The sequence below is a fragment of the Duganella sp. GW821-FHT01E12 genome (assembly GCF_059422325.1).
In genome coordinates, this window is sequence record NZ_JBWKWR010000005.1 from 121,855 (window position 1) to 144,556 (window position 22,702).

The window sequence follows — 22,702 nt, forward strand, 5'->3', positions numbered from 1 at the left end:
GCCTGCGACGCAGGCGTAGCCGCCAGCGCCAGCATGGTCAGGGCGGCGGCGGCTTTCATTACATGCGCTGGGCGGAGTTGAAGAAGAACACGCCGTGCGGCGAGCGTCCCACCGGAATCAGCTTGCTGACCTTGCGGCTGGCCAGGTCGATCACGGCCACTTTCTTGATCCAGCGTAGCGTGACCCACATGGTCTTGCCGTCGGCGGTCACTTCCATGCAGTCCGGGCCGCCGGGCACATTGATCTGGCCGACGTTTTCCAGCGTCTTCTGGTCGATGATGTTGATCGAGTTCGACACCCGGTTCGACACGAAGATGTTGCGGCCGTCGCCGGCCGCGCGGAAGTTGTGCGCGCCCTGCCCGGTCTTGATGCGCTTGACGGTCTTCTGGGTTTTCCAGTCGATCACCTCGACGTAGTCGCTGCCCATGATGCCGACCAGCAGATACTTGTCGTCCGGCGTCATGGCGATACCGGCCGGCAGCTTACCGACCGACATGGTCCACTTCAGCGTCTGCGTGCTCAGGTCGATGGCGCTGACCTGGTCGCTGCCCTGCTGGGTGATGAACACCATGTTGCTGGCGGCGTTGAAGGCCATGTGGCTGGGCAGCTTGGCCAGCGGGATGCGCTTGGCCAGCGCCAGGCTGGCGCCGTCGTACTTGTACAGGTCGACGCGGTCCAGGCGCAGCGAGTTCGACACGAACCACTTCTGGTCCGGCGAGAAGCCGATCTGGTACGGGTCGAGGATGTCCTTGATGGTGCGCTGGATCTGCCCGCTCTTCGGATCGAGGAAGATCAGTTCGTTGCCCACCGAGCTGGCGACGATCAGGGACTTGTTGTCCGGGGTGGACATCAGGTGGTGCGGTTCTTTGCCGACCGGGAAAGTGGACAGGTCTTTGTAGGTTTCCTGGTCCAGCAGCTGCACGGTGGCGTCGCGCGAGTTGAGCACAACCACCACGTTCGCCTGCGCGCTGCCGAGGGCAGTGGCGGCGCAGACACAGGAAAGCACGATACGGCGGAAACTACGGAGCATGTAAAAATCGCTTGAAAGACCAAAACGTTTATTTTACGTGCAAACTGCGCCGTGACGAGACAAAAGCCGCAATTATTCCTGGTCGCGGACGCCCTGCTACAATTCGCGATTGTCTTTAACGTTCACATAGAAGGAAAATCATGTCCACCATCACCACCGACTCCGGCCTGCAATACATCGAACTGACCGTGGGCGAAGGCGACGTCGCCAAAGCCGGCCAGAACGTCACCGTGCACTACACCGGCTGGCTGCGCAACGACGACGGCACCAAGGGTCCGAAGTTCGACTCCAGCAAAGACCGCAACGATCCATTCGAATTCGCGCTGGGCGCCGGCATGGTCATCCGCGGCTGGGACGAAGGCGTGCAAGGCATGAAGGTCGGCGGCGTGCGCCAGCTGATCATCCCGGCCGACCTGGGCTACGGTTCGCGCGGCGCCGGCGGCGTGATCCCGCCGAACGCCACCCTGATTTTTGACGTGGAACTGCTGGGCGTTTAATCCCCGCCCGCTAGCGCTGCCAGTTGCGGCGTAAAGCCTCCAACTCCGCTCGCGTGTCGAGCATGCCGCCGACGATGCGCTGGTCGATCGCTTCCAGCAGCGCCGTCGGCATCTCGCTGCCGGCCATCCGGTAGCTGGCCGGCGCCGGCAACGGCCGCGCATTCTGCACCAACACCGGTATCCGCCATTCATCGCTGCTGCGGCAGGCAATCCCAACCAGATCCTGGCTCAGGCCCACCAGCGTAAAGCTGCGGCAATAGCCGCCCTCGTTCGACAGAAAACTCAAGCCCACCCGCACATCGCCCTCGGAGGGCGCGGCGCCGCCCATCTGCATGGTCAAGGCATGGTCCAGCCGGCCCTGCGCGATCAGCATGCCGTTGCGGCTGAAGACGGTGGTGGGCGCGGCGGCCGGTTCACCGAACCAGCCCGGCTGCCAGCGCGCCAGCCCGAACTTGCCGGCCGCCAGTCCCAGCACCATGACCAGCCCCAGCGCGCTCCATTCCAGCCAGCCCCACTGGCGCTTGGCGGCCTTGCGCGCGGCCAGCTGCTGCGCGGCGCGTTGCGCGCGCACGGCCGCCAGCTGCACCACGTTGGCGTGGCGCGGATGCGGCGCCTGGTCCGCGTAGCGCTCGTCGCGCGCGGCGCGCAGGCGCGCCACGCGGCGGCCGATGCTGCTGTCGCGGCGCATGGCCGATTCAACGGCGCGGCGGGTGGCGTCGTCCAGATCGCCGTCGGCGTAAGCAATCAGTGTCTCGTCTGAAAAGGTCATGATTCCCGTCCTGGATCGTTCCATCATAAACCTTTTTGCAGCGCGATGCGGCGCCGCGCGCACCGCGTAAGGCCAGTAAACACGGGGGTTTTATTGCACTGCAGCGTGGCGCGGCAGCTACTGCAAGGGCTACTTCGTACAGAAACCATTACATTTGACAATATTTATGCTAATCTGCGCGCTCTAATAACCAAGGAGGTAGTAATGAAAAAAGGCGAATTGATTGCAGAATTTGCGAAACGCACTGAAGTGTCCGCTGCTGCCGCCAACGGTGCAGTGAATACTCTGATCGCCATCATCACCGAGCGTCTGAAAAAAGGCGACACGGTAGGCATCACCGGCTTCGGCACCTTCTCCGTAGCGAAACGCGCTGCCCGTAAAGGCCGCAATCCTGCAACCGGCGAAGCGATCAAGATCGCCGCGTCGAAAACTCCAAAATTCTCGGCTGGCGCGACCCTGAAGTCGGCAGTCAACCCGACGAAGAAGAAGTAAGCGCAGGCTAGCATGCGGCGTTCGCGCCGCAGTGTCAGTGCCCGCGAGGGCACCGGAAACGGCGGCACATGCCAGGTCTTGCGACCGGCCTGTCCGCCGTTCTGTTTTTGAGGAGACCCTCTAGCGGTTTTGGCCGCGGCTGCGGGTATGATGGCGCGTACCCCATACCTACCGAGGAGAAGTGATGAGTTTAGAAGAGCAATTCGCGCAAGCCCAGCTCGATTCCAAGAACCTGCCTGAGCGCCCGGACAACATGACGCTGCTGAAGATCTACGCGCTGTTCAAGCAGGGTTCGGCGGGCGACGCCAGCGGCGACCGTCCCGGCATGACCGACTTCGTCGGCCGCGCCAAGTTCGACGCTTGGGCCGCCCTGAAAGGCACCTCGCTGGACGAGGCCAAGCAGCAGTACATCGACCTGATCGAAGGTCTCAAATAAGCAGAACCCGGCCTGAGCCGGGTTTTTTTATGCGGCGGAGAACACCCGGCGCATCTTGTCGGCCACCTTGGCCTCGATCTGCGACGAGAAGGCGCTGAACAGGAAGCCCAGCGCGATATGCAGCCTGGCCTGGTCGGGCATCAGGCTCAGCGATCCGCTGACGCCGCTGCGCTCGAAGCGCAACACATCGCCGTCCCAGGCGCATTCCAGTTCGAATTGTTCGGCCAGCTTGTCGGCCACTTGTTGGGCGGCCGCGCGGGCCTGCTCAGGCGCCAGGTGGTGCGCCTGGACGATGTTGATGTCAGCCATCCGGCATCCTCGGTCAATTAAGAAGGCGACATGATGCCAGTTGCGCCGCGGCCGCGCCAGCGCCGGCCGAAACTTGTTCGACATCAAATTGCTGTCGATCTCTTCCCTCCCATGCTCCCGGAACGCATTTGCTTATAGGTATTGTATATAAGCGCAGTTTGTGAGAAATAGCGAATTACCTTAAAATACAGTGCTTTGCTGAGGTTAGCCGGGCCATCCCACCGCCGCCGACGCCGCTGCACACCAACATTGATAGGACTGTTATGACTCACGTTGTCACCGAATCTTGCATCAGCTGCCGCTACACGGACTGCGTCGATGTTTGCCCGGTAGATTGTTTCCGCCAAGGCCCGAACTTCCTCGCCATCGATCCCGACGAGTGCATCGATTGCGCCGTGTGCGTGGCCGAATGCCCGGTCAACGCGATTTTCGCCGAGGAAGACGTGCCGGGCGACCAGCAGCAATTCATCAAGATCAACGTCGACCTGGCCCGCCACTGGCCGTCGATCACCAAGACCATTCCGCCCCTGCCGGAAGCGGAGCAGTTCAAGGACGTCAAGGAAAAGCTGCACCTGCTGGTACGCTAAGACCGCGCGTCTGGCCAGGCAGCCCAGGGCAGCGCCTTCCGCGGACGCTGGCAACAGCCGCCGCGCAGCCCAGTGTTGCCTAACCATTATCGAAATAACAGGAAACCACGTATGAATAGCACTGTCACTCCTCCTGGCGTCATCGAAGCCGATGCCGTCATCATCGGCGCCGGCCCGGTCGGCCTGTTCCAGGTCTTCGAACTCGGCCTGCTGGAAATCAAAGCCCACGTGATCGATTCGCTGGGCGCGGTGGGCGGACAGTGCGTGGAACTGTATCCCGACAAGCCGATCTACGACATCCCCGCCGTGCCCTCGTGCACCGGCCAGGAGCTGACCGACAACCTGCTCAAGCAGATCGAGCCGTTCGAGCCGACCTTCCACCTGGGCCAGGAAGTGACCCGCGTCGCGCGCCGCGACGACGGCCGCTTCGACGTCGAAACCAGCACCGGCACCCAGTTCATCACCAAGACCATCTTCATCGCGGCCGGCGTCGGCTCGTTCCAGGCGCGCACGCTGAAGGTGGACGGCATCGAAGTGTTCGAAGGCACGCAGCTGCACTACAAGGTCAAGGACCCTTCCCTGTTCGAAGGCAAGAACCTGGTCATCTGCGGCGGCGGCGACTCCGCGCTGGACTGGGCGCTGAACTTCGTCGGCAAGGCCGAATCGGTCGTATTGCTGCACCGCCGCGAAGACTTCCGCGCCGCGCCGGCGTCGGTCGCCAAGATGAAAGCCTTGTGCGATGAATACGAGATGCAGCTGATCATCGGCCAGGCCACCGGCTACGAAGCCGGCGACGACGGCAAGCTGTCGCAGCTGAAAGTAACCGGCGCCGACGGCGTCACCCGCCGCGTGCCGCTGGACATGCTGCTGGTGTTCTTCGGCCTGTCGCCGAAGCTCGGCCCGATCGCCGAATGGGGCCTGGACATCGAACGCCGCCAGCTGAAAGTGCAAAACACCGAGAAGTTCGAGACCAACGTGCCGGGCATCTTCGCGGTGGGCGACATCAACACCTATCCGGGCAAGAAAAAGCTGATCCTGTCGGGCTTCCACGAAGCCGCGCTGGCCGCCTTCGGCGCCGCGCCGTACATCTTCCCGGACAAGAAGATCCACATGCAATACACCACCACCTCGCCGAAGCTGCACAAGGTGCTGGGCGTCGAAACCCCGGTCTTCGACTAAGCATTGCTAGCAGTTGTCCTACACGAAAGCAGCGGAAACGCTGCTTTTTTTTTGGCCCGGCGGTATTATTATTTGACCATGCCAACATTGTGGATACTACGTAGGCTTGCCCGGCAGTATTTTGGAATGCTTTACGTCACGAACAAATATTCTATAATTTGGCTTATGATGTATGGTATTGGTGCATCGCACCAAGCTCTTGATCCCAGGAATACATATGCTCTACCACCTGCACGAAATGCAACGCTCGTTCCTGACCCCGCTGATGCAATGGGCAGACGCGTCGTCCAAGATGTTCACCAATCCGGTGTCGCCGCTGGCACACACGCCGTTTTCACAACGCATCGCCGCCGGTTACGAGTTGATGTACCGGCTGGGCAAGGATTACGAGAAGCCTGCGTTTGAAATCGACAGCACCGAAGTCAAGGGTGAAACGGTCGGCATCATCGAGCAGGTGGTGTCGCACAAGCCCTTCTGCCGCCTGATCCACTTCAAGAAAGACCTGGACGACAAGAAGATCAAGGCGCTCAAACAGCCGACCGTGCTGCTGGTGGCGCCGCTGTCGGGCCACCATTCGACGCTGCTGCGCGACACCGTGCGCGGCCTGTTGCACGACCACGACGTCTACATCACCGACTGGACCGACGCCCGCATGGTGCCGATGTCGGAAGGCGCGTTCCACCTGGACGACTACATTTTCTACGTGCAGGACTTCATCCGCCTGCTGGGCCCGGACGTGCACGTGATTTCGGTCTGCCAGCCGACCGTGCCGGTGCTGGCCGCGATCTCGCTGATGGCCACCGCCAAGGATCCGAAGCTGCCCAAGACCATGACCATGATGGGCGGCCCGATCGACCCGCGCCGCTCGCCGACGCAGGTCAACAACCTGGCCACCGAAAAGAAATTCTCGTGGTTTGAAAACACCGTGATCTACTCGGTGCCGCCCAACTATCCGGGCTTCGGCCGCAAGGTGTATCCGGGCTTCCTGCAGCACGCCGGATTCATCGCCATGAACCCGGGCCGCCACGCGCAGAGCCACCGCGAGTTCTACATGCACCTGGTCGAGGGCGACGACGAGCCGGCCGACAGCCACCGCAAGTTCTACGACGAATACAATGCCGTGCTGGACATGCCGGCCGAGTACTACCTGGACACCATCAAGACCGTGTTCCAGGACTTCGCGCTGCCCAAGGGCACGTGGACGGTCGGCGGCAAGCCGGTGCGTCCGCAGGACATCACCACGGTGGCGCTGTTCACCGTCGAGGGCGAGCTGGACGACATCTCCGGCGCCGGCCAGACCCAGGCCGCGCACGACCTGTGCAGCGGCATCCCGGCCGACATGCAACAGGACTTCGTGGCGCCGCAGGCCGGCCACTACGGCATCTTCTCCGGCCGCCGCTGGCGCGAAGTGGTGTGCCCGAAGATCACCGAGTTCATCAAAAAACACGGCTAAGGCCGGCACTCGAACCCATCCCCGCCCGCGCGGGGATTTTTTTTGTCCGGACAATTTACATCATGGCGTGATATATTTGGCGCTTTCGAACCCAGCGCCAACTCGGCGCCAACGCCATGCCCGCACGCCACCCGCCCCTCGACAAGGCCGACTTCGCCGCCCTGTCCGAATTCCGCTACCAGATGCGGCGCTTCGAGCGCTTCTCCGAGGACGTGGTGCAGGCCAAGGGCATCACGCCGCTGCAATACCTGCTGCTGCTGCACCTGAAGGGCTATCCCGGCCGCGACTGGGCCACCGTGGGCGAGCTCGCCGAGCGGCTGCAGGCCAAGCCGCACGGCGTGGTGGCGCTGGTGTCGCGCTGCGAGGCCGGCGGGCTGGTCGAGCGGCGAATCAGCGACACCGACCGCCGCCGGGTCGAAGTCCATTTGCTGCCGGACGGCGAGGCCATGCTCGGCCAGCTGGCCGAGCTGCACCGCGCCGAACTGCTGTCGCTCGACGGCGTGTTCACCATCCCCAAACTGGACCGGGACGATCATGCAGAATAACTACGACAAGCGCCGCGACTTCGACGGCAACGCCCGGCTGGTGCTGATCGCCGCCATCGCCGCCGTGGTCGGCGCGCTCAGCACGCTGACCGCCGACCTGCTGCTGCACGCGATCAGCTTCTTCACCAACCTGTTCTTCTACCAGCGGCTCTCGACCGTGGCGGTCTCGCCGGCCGCGCACACGCTGGGCGCCTGGGTGATCGCGGTGCCGGTGCTGGGCGGCCTGGTGATCGGCCTGATCGCGCGCTACGGGTCCGAACAGATCCGCGGCCACGGCATCCCGGAAGCGATCGAAGCGATCCTGTTCAAGAACAGCAGCATGTCGCCCAAGGTGGCCGTGCTCAAGCCGCTGGCGTCCGGCATCGCCATCGGCAGCGGCGGCCCGTTCGGCGCCGAGGGCCCGATCATCATGACCGGCGGCGCGCTCGGCTCGCTGATCGCCCAGCACTTCCACCTCAGCGGCGCCGAGCGCAAGGCCCTGCTGGTGGCCGGCGCCGTGGCCGGCATGACGGCCATCTTCGGCACGCCCATCGCCGCGCTGCTGCTGGCGCTGGAGCTGCTGCTGTTCGAACTGCGTCCGCGCAGCCTGGCGCCGGTGGCCGTGGCCTGCGCGGTGGCCGGCTTCCTGCGCCCGCTGCTGCTCGACAGCGGCCCGCTGTTCCCGCTGCAGACCCCGGAGCTGCCGCCGTCGGCGCTGCTGTCCTGCCTGATCGCCGGCGTGCTGTGCGGCGCGCTGGCCTGGCTGCTGTCGAGCGCGCTGTACCGCGTCGAGGACGGCTTCCACAAGCTGCCGCTGCACTGGATGTGGTGGCCCGCGCTGGGCGGGCTGGCGGTCGGCATCGGCGGCTATTTGCAGCCGCGCGCGCTGGGCGTCGGCTACGACGTCATCGGCGACCTGCTCAACAACCACCTGGCCGCCAGCGCCATCGCCGCGCTGCTGCTGGTCAAGGCCGTGATCTGGCTGCTGGCGCTGGGATCGGGCACCTCCGGCGGCGTGCTGGCGCCGCTGCTGATGCTGGGCGCCGGCCTGGGCGCGCTGCTCGGCCCCTACCTGCCCGGCCACGCGCCGGCCGTGTGGCCGCTGGTGTTCATGGCCGCCACGCTGGGCGGCATGATGCGCGCGCCGGTGATGGCGGTGGTGTTCGCCTTCGAGCTCACGCACGACATCAACGCCGTGCTGCCGGTGCTGGCCGCGTCCACCGTGGCCTACGCCTTCACGGTGATCACCATGCACCGCTCCATCCTGACCGAAAAGATCGCCCGCCGCGGCCACCACATCTACCGCGAATACGGCATCGATCCGATGGAGCGCCACAGCGTGGCCGAGGTGATGACGTCCGCACCCGACAGCATCGACGCGCAGCGCCCGGTCGCCGAGGTGCTGCACAGCCACTTCGGCGCGGCGCAGCGCCACCGCGCCTTCCCGGTCACGCGCGACGGCGCGCTGCTCGGCATGCTGGACCGCGCCGCGCTCGGCAGCGAGCGGGCAGCCGGCGCCGTCACCGTGGGCGAGCTGTTCGGCGTCAACGTGCCGATCTTCGCGCTGGCCGACGAAACCTGCCGCGCGCTGGCGACCCGGCTGGCCGTGCACCAGCTGGAACGGCTGCCGGTGGTCAGCGACGCGCACACGCGCCGGCTGATCGGCGTCGTCAGCCGCAGCGACTTGATCAAGCCGGCGCTGAGCCTGCACGCCGAAGAATTGGAACGGCAGACCGTGCGCCGCATGTGGCCGCCGAAAACACGCGCCGAATAAAAGGTTTTTTGGCGCCGGGCGGCGCAGATATCGGATAATGGCGTTTTAACGCAACGAGTTTCGCCGTGCAGCCCACCGCCCCCCTCACCCTCGCCGACCGCATCGAAAACGTCCTGCCGCAAACGCAGTGCACCAAGTGCGGCTATGACGGCTGCCGTCCGTACGCCGAAGCGATCGCCGCCGGCCAGGCCGGCATCAACCAGTGCCCGCCCGGCGGCGCGGAAGGCATCGCCAGGCTGTCGGCGGTCACCGGCTACCCGGTCATCCCGCTCAACCCCGTCAACGGCCTGGAGCGGCCGCGCGCGGTGGCCTACATCGACGAAGCGCTGTGCATCGGCTGCACGCTGTGCATCCAGGCCTGCCCGGTGGACGCCATCGTCGGCGCGGCCAAGCTGATGCACACGGTGGTGCCCGAGCTGTGCACCGGCTGCGACCTGTGCGTCAACCCCTGCCCGGTCGACTGCATCGTCATGTACCCGGTCACCGAGACCACCGGCTGGGACGCCTGGCGCCAGGCCGACGCCGACGCCGCGCGCGAACGGCACGACTTCCGCGCCATGCGTCTGCGGCGCGAGCGCGACGAGAACGACGCCCGCCTGGCCGCCAAGGCGGTGGCCAAGATGGCGGCGGTGCACGCGCTCGATCCGGCCGACGCCGCCGGCGAGGCGGAGAAGGAACGCAAGCGCGCCATCATCGCCGCCGCGATGGAGCGGGCGCGCCTGAAAAAGGAACAAGACAAACAACAATGAATCAAGCCAAACGCTACGAAATGTTCGTGCGCTTCCGCGCAGCCAATCCCAAGCCTGAAACCGAACTGGAATACACGACGCCGTTTGAACTGCTGATCGCCGTGCTGTTGTCGGCGCAGGCCACCGACGTCGGCGTCAACAAGGCCACGCGCAAGCTGTACCCGGTGGCCAACACGCCGCAGGCGATACTGGACCTGGGTGAAGAGGAACTGAAGACCTACATCCAGACCATCGGCCTGTACAAGACCAAGGCCAAGAACGTCATCGCGACGTGCAGGATGCTGGTGGAGCTGCATGGCGGCGAGGTGCCGCGCGACCGCGAGTCGCTGGAGGCCCTGCCGGGCGTGGGCCGCAAGACCGCCAACGTGGTGATGAACACCGCCTTCGGCGAGCCGACGATGGCGGTGGACACGCACATCTTCCGCGTTGCCAACCGCACCGGCCTGGCGCCGGGCAAGAACGTCGACATCGTCGAACAGAAGCTGCTGAAGTTCGTGCCGAAGGAATTTCTGCAGGACGCCCACCACTGGCTGATCCTGCACGGCCGCTACACCTGCAAGGCGCGCAAGCCCGAATGCTGGAACTGCATGCAGCAAGACCTGTGCGACTACCGCAGCAAAACCCCCGCCCCCGACGGCCTCTAAAAGGTGGGGTCAAGTCTGACATTCGGACACGAGCTCTGCCGTAGCGCGCGCACTACGGCAGAGCTCGTGTCCGAATGTCAGACTTGACCCCAATTTTATTTAGACCAGCACCAGGTTGTCGCGGTGGATCAGCTCCTGGCCTTCGACGAAGCCGAGGATGGCTTCGATCTCGCTCGACGGCTTGCGCATGATGCGGCGCGTTTCGGCGCTGGTGTAGTTCGACAGCCCACGCGCCACCGGCGCGCCGTCCGCGCCGACGCAGGTGATCACCGCGCCGCGCCCGAACTCGCCCTTCACCCCCACCACGCCGATCGGCAGCAGCGACTTGCCTTCCTTGCTCAGCTTCTGCACCGCGCCCGCGTCCAGCACCACCTGGCCCGCCGTGTGCAGATGATCGGCCATCCACTGCTTGCGCGCCGTCAGGTGGCCGGTCTGCGCGGCCAGCTCCGTGCCGATGGCCTCGCCGCCGGCCAGACGCTCCAGCACGTCGTGCTCGCGGCCGTAGGCGATCACCGTGTGTGCGCCCGACTTGGCGGCGCGCTTGGCGGCCAGGATCTTGGTCAGCATGCCGCCGCGCCCCAAGCTGCTGCCGGCGCCGCCGGCCATCGCCTCCAGCGCCAGGTCGCCGGCGCGGCCCTGCTGGATCAGCACGGCCGACGGGTCCTTGCGCGGATCGGCGCTGTACAGGCCTTGCTGGTCGGTCAGGATGATCAGCGCGTCGGCCTCGATCAGGTTGGCCACCAGCGCGCCCAGCGTGTCGTTGTCGCCGAACTTGATCTCGTCGGTGACGACGGTGTCGTTCTCGTTGATGATCGGTACCACGCCCAGGCGCAGCAAGGTGGTCAGCGTCGAGCGCGCGTTCAGGTAGCGTTCGCGGTCGGCCAGGTCGGCGTGGGTCAGCAGCACTTGCGCCGTGCCCAGCTGGTGCGCGCGGAAGCTGGTCTCGTAGATCTGCGCCAGGCCCATCTGGCCGACCGCCGCGCAGGCCTGCAATTCGTGGATGTCGGTGGGACGCTGCTCAAAGCCCAGCCGCAGCATGCCCTCGGCGATGGCGCCGGACGACACCAGCACCACTTCCTTGCCCAGGGCGCGCAAGGCGGCGATCTGCGCGGCCCAGCGCGCGATGGCGGCGTGATCCAGCCCGCGTCCGTCGTTGGTGACCAGCGACGAGCCGACCTTGATGATGATGCGGGTGGCTTTTTGGATGACAGAATTCATGGGGACGACAATTCTCAAAACAAGCGGATGAAAGAAGGTTCAATGCTGTGATTTGGCGGGCGGTTTGCCCGGCTTTGCCGATAACGGTCGCCGCCCCGAGGTGACGGGACGGGCGCCGAGATGGAAAGGCATAATCAGCTGATAACAGATTATGCCGGTAATGCAGAGGATACGTCGAGGATTAGTCGAGGATCTTGAAACGGGGATCGTCCGGATCGATGGACGAGATGCCGCGCGCCTCTTCCGTCATCTGGGTTTCTTCCGCGCGCTGCTCGCTGTGGCGCTTCGCTTCCAGGTGCTTCTGGATGGCGTTGACCAGCTCCTGCGTGCCGTCGTGGCTCAGCGCGGAGATCTCGAACACCGGGCCCTTGAAGCCGAACTTCTTGACGAAGTCCTTGACGCGCTTGACGCGCTCTTCTTCCGGCACCATGTCCAGCTTGTTCAACACCAGCCAGCGCGGCTTGTCCACCAGCGCCTCGTCGTACTTCTTCAGTTCGTTGACCAGGGCCTTGGCTTCCTTGACCGGATCGACGTTGGTCTCGAACGGCGCCAGGTCGACGATGTGCAGCAGCAGGCCGGTGCGCTGCAGATGGCGCAGGAACTGGTGGCCCAGGCCGGCGCCTTCGGAAGCGCCTTCGATCAAGCCGGGAATGTCGGCGATCACAAAGCTCTTCTCGTGCGACACGCGGACCACGCCCAGGTTGGGGTGCAGCGTTGTGAACGGGTAGTCGGCGATCTTCGGGCGCGCGTTCGACACGGCCGAAATAAAGGTCGACTTGCCGGCGTTCGGCATGCCCAGCAGGCCGACGTCGGCCAGCACCTTCAGTTCCAGGCGGATCTCGCGGCGTTCGCCTTCCTTGCCTTCGGTCTTTTGACGCGGGGCGCGGTTGGTCGAGGTCTTGAAGTGGATGTTGCCCCAGCCGCCCTCGCCGCCCTTGGCCAGCAGTTCCATCTGGCCGTGCTCGGTCAGATCGGCCAGGATTTCGCCGGAGGCGTCGTCGATGATCAGCGTGCCGACCGGCATGCGCAGGTGGATGTCGTCCGCGCCCTTGCCGTAGCAATCGGCGCCGCGGCCTGGCTCGCCGTCTTTACCGCGGTGCATCTTGGAGAAGCGGAAATCGACCAAGGTGTTGATGTTACGGTCCGCTACGGCCCAGATCGAGCCACCCTTGCCGCCGTCGCCGCCGTCAGGGCCGCCGAACGGGCGGAATTTTTCGCGGCAAAAGGAGGCGCAACCATTGCCGCCGTCACCACCGATTACTTCAATTTTTGCTTCGTCGATAAACTTCATGATGTACCGCCATAAAACTAAAAAGGCTCTACCGTGGGCAGAGCCTTTCGATTGAAGGCTTGCGCCTTACAAAACAGCCCGTGCGGCTAGCGCACCAGGCCGGTAGCGTTATTTACGCTGGAACGACGGTCACGAATTGCTTCGAACCTTCGCCCTTGACTACGAACTTGACCTTGCCGTCCACCAGAGCGAACAGGGTGTGGTCTTTGCCCATGCCAACACCTTCGCCGGCGCGCACTGGCGTGCCGCGTTGACGAATGATGATGCCACCAGCATTGATCGATTGACCGCCATAAACCTTAACGCCCAGGCGTTTTGATTCTGAGTCACGACCGTTTCGCGTTGTGCCGCCGCCTTTTTTGTGTGCCATTTAAGACTCCTTGGATACTAATTCTCGGGCAAACGGCGATTAGCCGTTGATCGATACGATTTGGATTTCGGTGTAATTTTGGCGATGGCCTTGATGCTTCTGGTAGTGCTTACGACGACGCATCTTGAAAATCTTCACTTTATCGTGACGACCGTGTGCCACAACAGTAACCAGTACCTTTGCACCCTCAACCAGAGGAGCACCAAATTTGATGCTCTCGCCTTCGCCAACGGCGAGGACCTGATCGATGGTGAGTTCGGAACCAATGTCTGCCGGTATCTGTTCTACTTTAAGTTTTTCGCCAGCGACAACTTTGTATTGTTTGCCACCGGTTTTTATGACCGCGTACATGATTTGAAACCTCATCAAATGTTAAGAAAATTCCGTCCGGCGCCGGCACAACTGCATGCATGGAAACCGGGGAACCGCTGATTATACATGGGATGGGATTTCGCGTCAAAAACTATTCACAAATGCCGGCGGGCGTGGTATGTCGACAATTTTGCGGCCGTCTTCGCGTTACATATTTGGCAAACATGTTGCCTGGAACAGGGGTCTATGCCCCTGTCGGCGGGGGCATGACGTATAATCGCGGCACCAATAGTCTACCGCACAGGTTCGCCTTGTCTGCCGCTACCCAAAACGCCACTCAAAACAACATCGCCCACACGATCGCCGCCGACATGGACGCGGTCAACACGGTGATCCGCCAGAAACTGCATTCCGAGGTCAGCCTCGTCAATCAGATTGCTGAATACATCATCAGCGCCGGCGGCAAACGCATCCGGCCGGTGCTGGTCCTGCTGGTGGCCAACGCTTATTCCTACCAGGGCGCCGCGCACCACGAGCTGGCTGCGGTGGTGGAATTCATCCACACCGCAACCCTGCTGCACGACGACGTGGTCGACGAATCGTCGCTGCGCCGCGGCCGCGCCACCGCCAACGCCCTGTTCGGCAACGCCGCCTCGGTGCTGGTGGGCGACTTCCTGTACTCGCGCGCCTTCCAGATGATGGTCGGCCTGAACAATATGCGCGTGATGCAGATCCTGTCCGACGCCACCAACGTCATCGCCGAGGGCGAAGTGCTGCAGCTGCTGAACATGCACGATCCGGACGTGAGCCAGGAACGCTATCTGCAGGTGATCCGCTCCAAGACCGCCAAGCTGTTCGAAGCGGCGGCCGAGCTGGGTGCGCTGATCTCCGGTTGCAACGACACGCAGATCGAGGCGGCCGGCGAATACGGCCGCTCGCTGGGCACGGCCTTCCAGCTGATCGACGACGTGCTGGACTACGCCGGCGACGCCAACGAGATCGGCAAGAACGTCGGCGACGACCTGCGCGAAGGCAAGCCGACCTTGCCGCTGATCTACCTGATGGAAAACGGCACGCCGGAACAGCGCGAGCTGGTGCGCAGCTGCATCGAACAGGGCGACGAGCAGCACTTCGACACCATCCTGGCCGCGATCACCACCAGCGGCGCGCTGGACTACACGCGCCAGCAGGCCGTGACGGCGGCCGAACGCGCCGCCGCCGCGATCGCCGACCTGCCCGACAGCGTCTACAAGGAATCGCTGCTGCAGCTGGCCCACTTCTCGGTCAACCGCACGCACTAAACGACAACGGCGCCTCGGGCGCCGTTGTTGTTTGCGCCGGACGTCAAATCCCAGCCGTCCGGCATCGCACGCATCATTACAACAGTTCCAGCACCAGCTCGGACGGACGGCACAGGCGCACGCCCTTGTCGGTCACCACGAACGGGCGGTTGATCAGGATGGGATGGGCCATCATCGCGTCCAGCAGCGCGTCGTCCGACAGCGAGGCGTCGGCCAGGCCGAGCTCCTCATACAAGTCGCCCTTGTCGCGCATCGCGGCGCGCGCGGTCAGGCCGGCCTTGGCGATCATCGCCTTCAAGGCCTCGCGCGACGGCGGGTTCTTGACGTAGTCGACGATCTCCGGCTCGACGCCGGTGGCGCGTATCGCCTCCAGCGTCTTGCGCGAGGTGCCGCAGGCGTTGTTGTGATAAATCGTGATGCTCATGATGCTGCCTTTGCGTGTCAATTCAAAGGCAGCATTATCGCTTAAAACTTCGCCGCCACGCTCACGCCTATGCTGCGCGGCGCCAGCCGGTAGCCCTGCACAATGGACGCCACCTGCGGATGCTGGATCACAGTGTCCGTGTCGAAGGCGTTCTTGACGAACACGCTGACGTTGTAGCGGTCGAAGGACATGCCGGCGCTGAAGTCGGTGCTGTGGTAGGCCGGACGGTTGTAGTCGGTCTGGTCGGGATTGAGCGAACCCTTGCTGGCGCCCACCCACTGCATGCCGCCCATCACGTAGGCGCTCTTGTCGCCGAAGGCCGCGAAGTTGTAGGTCGCATTGATGGCCGCGTTATATTTCGGCACGCCCTGCACCTGCGCGCCGGCCACCGCGCCCACCACGCCGTTGCGCGAGCCCTCGTCGTTCGACAGCTCGGCCTTCACATAGCCGGCCGAGGCGGTCAGCGTCAGGCCGGAAACCGGCTTGGCCTTGATGTCGAACTCGAAGCCCTTGCTGGTGGCGTCGCCCGCGTTGGCGTTGTAGGTGTAGGCGCAGGTCGGCAGGTACACGCCCTGCTGGATGTTCTTCCACTTCACGTAGAACACGTCGGCGTTGACCGACACGCGGTTGTTGAGGAAGCGCGACTTGCTGCCCACCTCGTAGCTCCACAGGCTGTCGGCCGAATACGAATCCGGTCCCTTGCTCAGGCCGTTCGCCGCCAGATCCTGCGCGCAGGTGGTGGGCGGCACATAGATGTTGTTGCCGCCCAGGCGGAAGCCCTTGGCCACACTGGTGTAGACCGTGTTGGTCGGATTGACTTCCCACGTCAGCGCGTACTTCGGCGTGAACGCCTTCGACGACGAGGCCGCGCTGCTGTTGTTGCCGGCGCCGGCCAGGTAGTTGCCGTTGCGCTGGTCCAGCGTCGAGTCGGCCTTCAGGTAGCGCGCGCCCACGGTGGCGTGCACGGTCGGCGTGAAGTAGTAGTTGGCCTCGCCGAAGACCGAGCTCTGCTTCTCACGGAAGTGGAAGGCGCCGGCGAACGAGTTATCGTTCGGGAACTGGCCGGGGCGCGCGCCCGGCAGCAGGTCCGGATCGGCGATGTCGAAGCCGAAGCTCTTGAAGGTGTCGGTCACGCCGAAGATCGGATCGTTCTCGATGATGTTGGTATGCTGGTTGGAGAAGTAGGTGCCGGCCAGCCAGGTCCACGGCGACACGTTCGCGTCGTAGGGATGCGAGGCGAGACGGAACTCCTGCGACACCTGGCGCACCTGGTTGTTCAGGTAGACCGCCGACGGCAGGCCGGCGATGGCCGCGATCAGTTCGGGCGGCGCCTTGCCGCCGTCATCGGTCGAGGTCAGGAAGGTCGACAGCGAATAGCTGTTGTAGGCCGAGCCGTTCTGCGTGCGGTCGAACTTGCGCTCGAAGTAGCTGGTGGCCGAGGTCAGGTCCATCGTGCCCATGTCCCAGTTGACGGTCACGCTGGGCGTGAGCAGCGTATCCTTGGACGGCTCGCGCACCTGCTTCTGCGCCTGGTAGTAAGGCCGGTCCAGGTTGAAGGCCGCGATGTCCTTGGCGTCCACCTTCTGGTAGTAGACCGACGGCGTGACGGTCACCGAGCGGATCGGCTTCCACTTCAACGCCACGCGCAGCTCCTGGTCGCTGAGCTTGTTGATGTCGTGGGCCAGCACATTGCCGTCGCCGTCGACCTGGTTGATGTAGCCGCCCGTGTGCTGGGCCTGCACGCCGATGCGCAGCGCCAGCTCGTCCTTGATCAGCGGGAAGTTGGCCACCATATTGGCCGCGTAGTTGCCGCTGCCGCCCTTGGTGTTGGACAGCTCGCCATAGGTGGTGAACTCGCGCTCCTTCAAGTCCGGCTCGTTCGGCACGAACTTGATGGTGCCGCCCATCGAACTGGCGCCGTACAACGTGGCCTGCGGGCCGCGCAGCACCTCGACGCGGTCGATGTCGAAGAACTTGGGCTCCACCGTGCCCATGGTGTAGACGTTGCCGACCGTGATGGAGACATCGCCCAGGTAGATGCCGACGGTGGCCGCGCCGGCCGTCGAGCTGATGCCGCGGATCTCGATGTTCTCGGTGCCGGGACCGGCGCCGCCGTTGCCGCTGGCGGCGGTGAAGGAGATGTTGGGCACCACGCGGGTCAGGTCGGTGAAGTCGTTGACGTGTTCGGCCTGCAGCTGGGTGCCGGTGACGGCGGTGATGCTCATCGCCACCTTGGCCGGATCTTCCTTGCGCTTCTGCGCCGTCACCTTGACCACTTCGATCTCGTCGGACGGCTTGGTTTGCGCCCAAGCCGGGCCAGCCATCGCCACCATCGCCGCAGCGACCGCGCTGCACATCAATTTTTGCCGTGTTTTCATGCCAGACCTTCCCTTGTCAGTGAGGGCGCCGCCCCAAATTAATGCGTATTGGTATATTTAACCATATTAATCATCTTGATCTTTTTGCAAAGCAAGAAACCTGCCATTCCCGGGGCGGGCGTTGGCATTTAGTCACACATTGGGAGGTCAGGCGGGGAAGCGGCAGTTGAAAAAACCGCAAAATCCTGATGTAATTAGGATGTAATCGGGGTGTGGCTCAGCCTGGTAGAGCGCTGCGTTCGGGACGCAGAGGCCGGAGGTTCGAATCCTCTCACCCCGACCAGGCCCTTACGATTGTTCAGCGCAAGGCCAACTGGCGACTTCCGCCGTGCCCAGGGCGGCCGGTGGTGCGGAACGCGCTGACGGCCTTGCTCAAGCGAGTGGCCTCGTCCTGCATGCTCATCGCGGCGGCGGACGCCTCCTCGACCATGGCCGCGTTCATGCGGGTCGAGTTGTCCATCTCGGCAATGACCTGGTTGATACTGCTTAGACCGGTAGTCTGCTCGCGCGTGGCGGCCGTAATTTCGGTCATGATCTGCGCCACTTCCTTGATCGACTTGACGATGTCGGTCATGGTTTCGCCGGCGTCGTCGACCAGCTTGCTGCCGGTGTTGACCTTCTCGACCGAATCACTGATCAACACGCTGATTTCCTTGGCCGCCGCCGCCGAGCGCTGGGCCAGGTTGCGCACCTCGGATGCGACCACCGCAAAGCCCCGGCCCTGCTCGCCGGCGCGCGCCGCCTCCACCGCCGCGTTCAGCGCCAGGATGTTGGTCTGGAAAGCGATGCCGTCGATGATGGCCGTGATTTCCGAAATGCGTTGCGAACCCTGCTTGATCTCCGCCATCGTCGCGACCGCTTGACTGACGACGGTGCCGCCCTTGGTCGCCAACGTGGTGGCGCCCAGCGCCAGCTTGTTGGCCTGGCCGGCGTTGTCGGCGTTGTGGGCCACGGTGGCGGTCAGCTCTTCCATCGAACTGGCCGTCTCCTCGATGCTGGCGGCCTGCGATTCGGTGCGGGTGGACAGGTCGGCATTGCCCTGGGCGATCTCGCCGGAGGCGCTGTTGATCGTGTCGGCGCTTTGTATGACTTCCGTGATGAGGCCGCGCAGCGAGGCGTTCATTTCGCTCAAGGCCTGCAGCAACTGGCCTGCCTCGTCGCGTGAATCGACGGTGACATCGGCCGTCAGATCGCCCTTGGCCACGCGGCGCGCCACGCTGATCGCGTAGTGCAGCGGGCCGACGATGCTGCTCTTGAGCGCAGCGCCGCACACCACCACCAGCAGCGACAGGAACACGGTCAGCGCCAGTTGCAGGCTGAAGCTCATGGTGGCGGCGGCGTCGATGTCTTTCGCGCTCTGGTCGATCTGCTCGCGCTCGAAGGCCACCAGGTCGCGCAGGCGCTGCTGGTAGACATCCGCCGCGGGCATGAACTTGCTTGTCAGCACGCCGCTGGCGGTCTCATCATCGTTGGCGGCCTTGGCCTTGGTGACGCTGGCCTTGTACACATTGTAGGTGTCGCGCGCGTCGCTGATGCCCTTGAGCAGCGCGGTCTCCTTCTCCGAGGTCAGCAACACGCCAACCTTCTTCAGCGTTTCACCCGCGTCCTTGGTGCCCTGGGCCGAATCGGCGGCGAAGAAGTCCACCAGCGCGTTGTCGCTGCTCTTGGCGATGGCCAGCGTGCGGCGCGCGCCGGCAAAGATGATGCGGTACCAGTCGCTGACCAGGCGCTCCTTGGCCAGCGACATCTCCAGCAATTCCTTGGTCGACGCGCGCATCTTGCTCAACTGCCACAGGCCAACGCCCGTCGTCAGACTGGAAACGACCAGCACGATGCCGAAGACGATGGTAATTTTCTTACCGATATTGGCGTTTTTCATGAAAACCATGTGGGTACATCCTGAAGAAGAAGGTGGGGCAGTGGCCAGCCGTGCACAGCGGTAAAGCGGGAGAATACGCTCAATATTTCCGGATGGCAATATACTTTTGGTAGATATATTATTTCAGCGTTGAAACAAATTAGATGGAAAATATAGTGTCCAGGCAGAAATTTATACCGTAGGATATGAGTCTTTCAGAATTTCACGAACGGACGCCACACCATGAGCGACACCAGCGATCAGTCACCTCGTCGTGACTTTTTGTTACGTTCCCTGGCCGGCGCAGTCACCGCCGCCACCCTGCCTTTGCCCGCCGCCGCAGCCAGCCCGGCTTCGGCGTCGGCTGCGGCGGCGGTCGAGACGCCGCCCGGCTACCTGTGGCTACGCCCGGACGAGCAAGCCTTTGTCGAAGCGCTGGTCAATCACATGTGCCCGGCCGATCCCTTGACGCCGAACGGCGTAGACATGGGCCTGAACATCTTTTACGACCGCGCGCTGGGCGGCAACTGGGGCCAGGGCGACCGCCTTTACCTGCAGGGACCGTTCAAGAACGGCACCGCCAACCAGGGCTACCAGCTGGGCATGACGCCGGCGCAGCTGTTCCGCACCGGCTCCGAGGGCCTGGCCAGCTACTGCGCCGCGACCTACAACAAACCGTTCGACCGGCTGCCTGCCGATGCCAAGGAAGCCGTACTCAAGGGTCTGCAAGGCGGCAAGATCGAACTGCCCAACGGCGTGCCGGCCGCCACCTATTTCGCGCAACTGCTGCAAATGTTTTACGAAGCGATGTTTGCCGATCCCATTTACGGCGGCAACAAGAACAAGCTGGGCTGGAAGATGGTCGGCTACCCGGGCGTCAACACGGCGAACAAGGTCAACATCGTCAAGTTCTCCAACAAACCGTACCGGCCCGAGCCGGCCAGCATCGCCGACTTGAGCTGATAGGAACACCGATGAAGAGATACAAGGAAGTGGATGTGGTGCTGGTCGGCGGCGGCTGGACGGGCGGCATCCTGGGCAAGGAGTTCTCCGAGGCCGGCATGACCGTGGTCTGCCTGGAACGCGGCGGCCCGCACACACCGGACGATTTCAGCGTGCCGCGCATGCGCGACGAACTGGCCGTCGGCCAGCGCATGTCGATGATGGTCAACACGACCGACAATACGGAGACCGTGCGCAACAAGCGCTCGGAAACCGCGCTCCCCTATCGCCGGCTCGGCTCCTACTTGATGGGCACCGGCGTCGGCGGCGCCAGCACACACTGGAACGGCCATACCTGGCGCTGGAACGACAACGATTTCAAGATCCGCAGCAACTACGAAGCCAGGTACGGCAAGAAGTACATCCCGGAAGACATGACGATCCAGGACTGGGGCGTGACCTACCAGGAGCTGGAAAAGTATTACGACAAGTTCGAGAAGGTGGCCGGGATCTCGGCCAAGGCCGGCAACATCAAGGGCCGCAAGATCGCCGGCGGCAATGTGTTCGAGGCGCCGCGCAGCAACGAGTATCCGATGCCGCCGCTGATCTACGGCCACGCGGGTGAGCTGTTCGCGGAATCGGCCACCAGGATGGGCTACCATCCGTTCCCACGCCCCACCGCCAACGCGTCGGTGCCGTACACCAATCCGGACGGTGTCAAGTTCGGCGAATGCCAATACTGCGGTCACTGCGAACGCTTCGGCTGCGAGGCCAACGCCAAGGGCGGCGCGCAAATGACGGTGATCCCGGCGGCGCTGCGGCAAAACACCTTCGAGCTGCGCACCTATTCGTGGGTGACCAAAGTCGAGCGCGACGCATCGGGCAAGAAGGCCACCGGCGTCACCTACACCAACACCGTCACCGGCGAGGAATGCTTCCAGCCGGCCAAGCTGGTGGTGCTCTGCGCGTTCGGCTTGAACAACGTCCACCTGATGATGTTGTCGGGCATAGGCGAGATCTACGATCCCGCGTCCGGCCAGGGCCTGCTGGGCAAGAACTACTGCTACCAGACCGGCAGTGCCGCGATGCTGTTCTTCGAGGACCGCTATTTTCATCCGTACATGGCGACCGCCGGCATCGGCGCCATCATGGACGATTTCCACGGCAACTGGGACTTCGACCGCGCGCCGTTCGGCTTTGTCGGCGGCTCGACCGTCGGCACGGCCATGTACGGCGGCCGTCCCATCCAGTGGCATCCGACGCCGGGCGGCGTGCCGGCCTGGGGCAGCGCATGGAAGCAGGAAACGGCCAAGTGGTACGACCGCAGCATGAACATCACCGCCACCGGCACCGTGATGCCGAACCGCGGCAATTTCCTCGATCTCGATCCGACCTACCGCAACCGCTTCGGCGCGCCGCTGATGCGCATGACCTTCGATTACCAGGACAACGAGCGCAAGATATCGGCGCACTCGGCCGACATCATCAACCGCATCGCCGCCTCGCTCAATCCGACGCACCTGAGCAAGGCCACCGAACGCAAGTCGTGGAGCAGCGTGCCCTACCAGAGCACGCACAACACCGGCGGGACCATCATGGGCACCCATCCGGGCAATTCGGTGACCAATAAATACGGGCAGGTGTGGGAGGTCGACAACCTGTTCATCATGGGCGCGTCGCTGTTCCCGCACAACTCGGCCTACAACCCGACCGGCCCGGTGGCGGCCATCGCCTACATGGCGGCCGACATCATCAAGAACGTCTATGTCAAGAGCCCTGGGAAACTGATCCATGCATAAATCACTGATTGCCGGACTGCTGTGCCTGACCGCCCTCGGCAGCGTCCATGCCGAAGACCTGGGCAAGAAAGCCTTCGAACAATGCATCGCCTGTCATTCGCTGAAGGCCGGCGAGAACGGGGTCGGCCCGACCCTGCACGGCCTGCTGGGCAGCACGGCCGGCATGGTCGAGGGCTTCCGCTTTTCCGGGCCGATGAAGCGCAGCGGCATAGTCTGGGACGAGAAGAACCTGGCCGAGTTCCTGCGCAATCCGCAGGCCGTGGTGCCCAACACCCGCATGCCGTTTTCCGGCATGAGCGATGAGGCCGCACTAAAAGCGCTGGTGGGCTACCTGGCTGCGGCGACCAAATAAGCTGGTCATGGCGC

24 protein-coding genes and 1 tRNA gene are annotated in these 22,702 nt (G+C 63.7%); 15 read left to right on the forward strand and 10 right to left on the reverse strand.

What is annotated here, in order from left to right; all coding sequences use genetic code 11:
• Nucleotides 1-58: 58 nt before the first annotated feature.
• Nucleotides 59-1,030, reverse strand: coding sequence for a YVTN family beta-propeller repeat protein (locus AC07WS_RS16270; RefSeq protein ID WP_494730093.1), 972 nt, complete (start codon nucleotides 1,028-1,030; stop codon nucleotides 59-61).
• Between the two features lie 140 nt (nucleotides 1,031-1,170).
• Here AC07WS_RS16270 and AC07WS_RS16275 point away from each other — a divergent pair, with 140 nt between their 5' ends.
• A complete protein-coding gene (locus AC07WS_RS16275) occupies nucleotides 1,171-1,527 on the forward strand; it encodes an FKBP-type peptidyl-prolyl cis-trans isomerase (protein ID WP_494730094.1) in 357 nt (118 codons plus the stop codon).
• Between the two features lie 10 nt (nucleotides 1,528-1,537).
• On the opposite strand, the gene AC07WS_RS16280 is transcribed toward AC07WS_RS16275, so the two are convergent.
• A complete protein-coding gene (locus AC07WS_RS16280) occupies nucleotides 1,538-2,296 on the reverse strand; it encodes a hypothetical protein (protein ID WP_494730095.1) in 759 nt (252 codons plus the stop codon).
• Nucleotides 2,297-2,500: 204 nt separating this feature from the next.
• Here AC07WS_RS16280 and AC07WS_RS16285 point away from each other — a divergent pair, with 204 nt between their 5' ends.
• Both AC07WS_RS16285 and AC07WS_RS16290 read left to right on the forward strand, forming a co-directional pair.
• The gene (locus AC07WS_RS16285; RefSeq protein ID WP_008445676.1) at nucleotides 2,501-2,788 is read left to right on the forward strand and encodes an HU family DNA-binding protein; all 288 of its coding nucleotides are present in this window, start codon (nucleotides 2,501-2,503) and stop codon (nucleotides 2,786-2,788) included.
• A gap of 184 nt (nucleotides 2,789-2,972) precedes the next feature.
• Nucleotides 2,973-3,224 (forward strand): acyl-CoA-binding protein, encoded by a 252-nt coding sequence (locus AC07WS_RS16290; protein ID WP_494730096.1) that lies wholly within the window; start codon nucleotides 2,973-2,975, stop codon nucleotides 3,222-3,224.
• 27 nt (nucleotides 3,225-3,251) lie between these two features.
• Here AC07WS_RS16290 and AC07WS_RS16295 read toward each other — a convergent pair whose 3' ends face one another.
• Nucleotides 3,252-3,533 carry a polyhydroxyalkanoic acid system family protein gene (locus tag AC07WS_RS16295; RefSeq protein WP_494730097.1) on the reverse strand — a complete coding sequence of 94 codons (282 nt, stop codon included), beginning with the start codon at nucleotides 3,531-3,533 and terminating at the stop codon, nucleotides 3,252-3,254.
• Nucleotides 3,534-3,796: 263 nt separating this feature from the next.
• Between AC07WS_RS16295 and fdxA the strand changes: the two genes are divergently transcribed.
• From fdxA to nth, 7 genes are all read left to right on the forward strand, one after another.
• A complete protein-coding gene (gene fdxA / locus AC07WS_RS16300) occupies nucleotides 3,797-4,120 on the forward strand; it encodes a ferredoxin FdxA (protein ID WP_494730098.1) in 324 nt (107 codons plus the stop codon).
• Between the two features lie 111 nt (nucleotides 4,121-4,231).
• On the forward strand, nucleotides 4,232-5,299 hold the full coding sequence (locus tag AC07WS_RS16305) for an NAD(P)/FAD-dependent oxidoreductase (protein ID WP_494730099.1): 1,068 nt from the start codon (nucleotides 4,232-4,234) through the stop codon (nucleotides 5,297-5,299).
• 217 nt (nucleotides 5,300-5,516) lie between these two features.
• The gene (locus AC07WS_RS16310; protein WP_494730100.1) at nucleotides 5,517-6,752 is read left to right on the forward strand and encodes a polyhydroxyalkanoate depolymerase; all 1,236 of its coding nucleotides are present in this window, start codon (nucleotides 5,517-5,519) and stop codon (nucleotides 6,750-6,752) included.
• 116 nt (nucleotides 6,753-6,868) lie between these two features.
• Complete coding sequence (locus AC07WS_RS16315) at nucleotides 6,869-7,297, forward strand: MarR family winged helix-turn-helix transcriptional regulator (protein ID WP_494730101.1); 429 nt, start codon at nucleotides 6,869-6,871, stop codon at nucleotides 7,295-7,297.
• Nucleotides 7,287-9,050 carry a chloride channel protein gene (locus tag AC07WS_RS16320; RefSeq protein WP_494730102.1) on the forward strand — a complete coding sequence of 588 codons (1,764 nt, stop codon included), beginning with the start codon at nucleotides 7,287-7,289 and terminating at the stop codon, nucleotides 9,048-9,050. The genes AC07WS_RS16315 and AC07WS_RS16320 overlap by 11 nt, the downstream gene beginning before the upstream one ends.
• Before the next feature lie 65 nt (nucleotides 9,051-9,115).
• Entirely contained in the window at nucleotides 9,116-9,799 is a 684-nt protein-coding gene (gene rsxB, locus AC07WS_RS16325; protein ID WP_494730103.1) for an electron transport complex subunit RsxB, read from the forward strand.
• A complete protein-coding gene (gene nth, locus AC07WS_RS16330; RefSeq protein WP_494730104.1) occupies nucleotides 9,796-10,443 on the forward strand; it encodes an endonuclease III in 648 nt (215 codons plus the stop codon). The genes rsxB and nth overlap by 4 nt, the downstream gene beginning before the upstream one ends.
• Nucleotides 10,444-10,542: 99 nt before the next feature.
• Here the strand turns inward: nth and proB are convergent, their stop codons facing one another.
• The 4 genes from proB to rplU all read right to left on the reverse strand — a co-directional run bounded on the left by proB (nucleotide 10,543) and on the right by rplU (nucleotide 13,673).
• Nucleotides 10,543-11,661: a glutamate 5-kinase gene (gene proB, locus AC07WS_RS16335; RefSeq protein ID WP_494730105.1), complete on the reverse strand. Its 1,119-nt coding sequence runs from the start codon at nucleotides 11,659-11,661 to the stop codon at nucleotides 10,543-10,545.
• A 181-nt stretch (nucleotides 11,662-11,842) separates the two neighbouring features.
• Nucleotides 11,843-12,952, reverse strand: a complete 1,110-nt coding sequence (gene obgE / locus AC07WS_RS16340; protein WP_161092578.1) for a GTPase ObgE — start codon at nucleotides 12,950-12,952, stop codon at nucleotides 11,843-11,845.
• A gap of 112 nt (nucleotides 12,953-13,064) precedes the next feature.
• A complete protein-coding gene (gene rpmA, locus AC07WS_RS16345) occupies nucleotides 13,065-13,322 on the reverse strand; it encodes a 50S ribosomal protein L27 (RefSeq protein ID WP_008445659.1) in 258 nt (85 codons plus the stop codon).
• Between the two features lie 39 nt (nucleotides 13,323-13,361).
• The gene (gene rplU / locus AC07WS_RS16350) at nucleotides 13,362-13,673 is read right to left on the reverse strand and encodes a 50S ribosomal protein L21 (RefSeq protein WP_008445658.1); all 312 of its coding nucleotides are present in this window, start codon (nucleotides 13,671-13,673) and stop codon (nucleotides 13,362-13,364) included.
• Nucleotides 13,674-13,945: 272 nt separating this feature from the next.
• Here rplU and ispB point away from each other — a divergent pair, with 272 nt between their 5' ends.
• The gene (gene ispB / locus AC07WS_RS16355; protein WP_494730106.1) at nucleotides 13,946-14,935 is read left to right on the forward strand and encodes an octaprenyl diphosphate synthase; all 990 of its coding nucleotides are present in this window, start codon (nucleotides 13,946-13,948) and stop codon (nucleotides 14,933-14,935) included.
• 76 nt (nucleotides 14,936-15,011) lie between these two features.
• Here ispB and arsC read toward each other — a convergent pair whose 3' ends face one another.
• Both arsC and AC07WS_RS16365 read right to left on the reverse strand, forming a co-directional pair.
• On the reverse strand, nucleotides 15,012-15,359 hold the full coding sequence (arsC, locus tag AC07WS_RS16360; protein WP_494730107.1) for an arsenate reductase (glutaredoxin): 348 nt from the start codon (nucleotides 15,357-15,359) through the stop codon (nucleotides 15,012-15,014).
• Between the two features lie 41 nt (nucleotides 15,360-15,400).
• Entirely contained in the window at nucleotides 15,401-17,737 is a 2,337-nt protein-coding gene (locus AC07WS_RS16365) for a TonB-dependent receptor (protein WP_494730108.1), read from the reverse strand.
• A gap of 206 nt (nucleotides 17,738-17,943) precedes the next feature.
• On the opposite strand from AC07WS_RS16365, the gene AC07WS_RS16370 reads away from it, so the two are divergent.
• Nucleotides 17,944-18,020, forward strand: a tRNA-Pro gene (locus AC07WS_RS16370).
• 15 nt (nucleotides 18,021-18,035) lie between these two features.
• Here AC07WS_RS16370 and AC07WS_RS16375 read toward each other — a convergent pair.
• Nucleotides 18,036-19,625, reverse strand: coding sequence for a methyl-accepting chemotaxis protein (locus AC07WS_RS16375; RefSeq protein WP_494730109.1), 1,590 nt, complete (start codon nucleotides 19,623-19,625; stop codon nucleotides 18,036-18,038).
• A gap of 252 nt (nucleotides 19,626-19,877) precedes the next feature.
• Here AC07WS_RS16375 and AC07WS_RS16380 point away from each other — a divergent pair, with 252 nt between their 5' ends.
• The 3 genes from AC07WS_RS16380 to AC07WS_RS16390 are packed head-to-tail and all read left to right on the forward strand — an operon-like array spanning nucleotide 19,878 to nucleotide 22,688.
• On the forward strand, nucleotides 19,878-20,558 hold the full coding sequence (locus tag AC07WS_RS16380; RefSeq protein WP_494730110.1) for a gluconate 2-dehydrogenase subunit 3 family protein: 681 nt from the start codon (nucleotides 19,878-19,880) through the stop codon (nucleotides 20,556-20,558).
• A gap of 11 nt (nucleotides 20,559-20,569) precedes the next feature.
• Nucleotides 20,570-22,336, forward strand: a complete 1,767-nt coding sequence (locus AC07WS_RS16385; protein ID WP_494730111.1) for a GMC family oxidoreductase — start codon at nucleotides 20,570-20,572, stop codon at nucleotides 22,334-22,336.
• Nucleotides 22,329-22,688 (forward strand): c-type cytochrome, encoded by a 360-nt coding sequence (locus tag AC07WS_RS16390; RefSeq protein ID WP_494730112.1) that lies wholly within the window; start codon nucleotides 22,329-22,331, stop codon nucleotides 22,686-22,688. Before AC07WS_RS16385 ends, AC07WS_RS16390 begins: the two co-directional genes overlap by 8 nt.
• The last annotated feature ends 14 nt before the right edge of the window (nucleotides 22,689-22,702 follow it).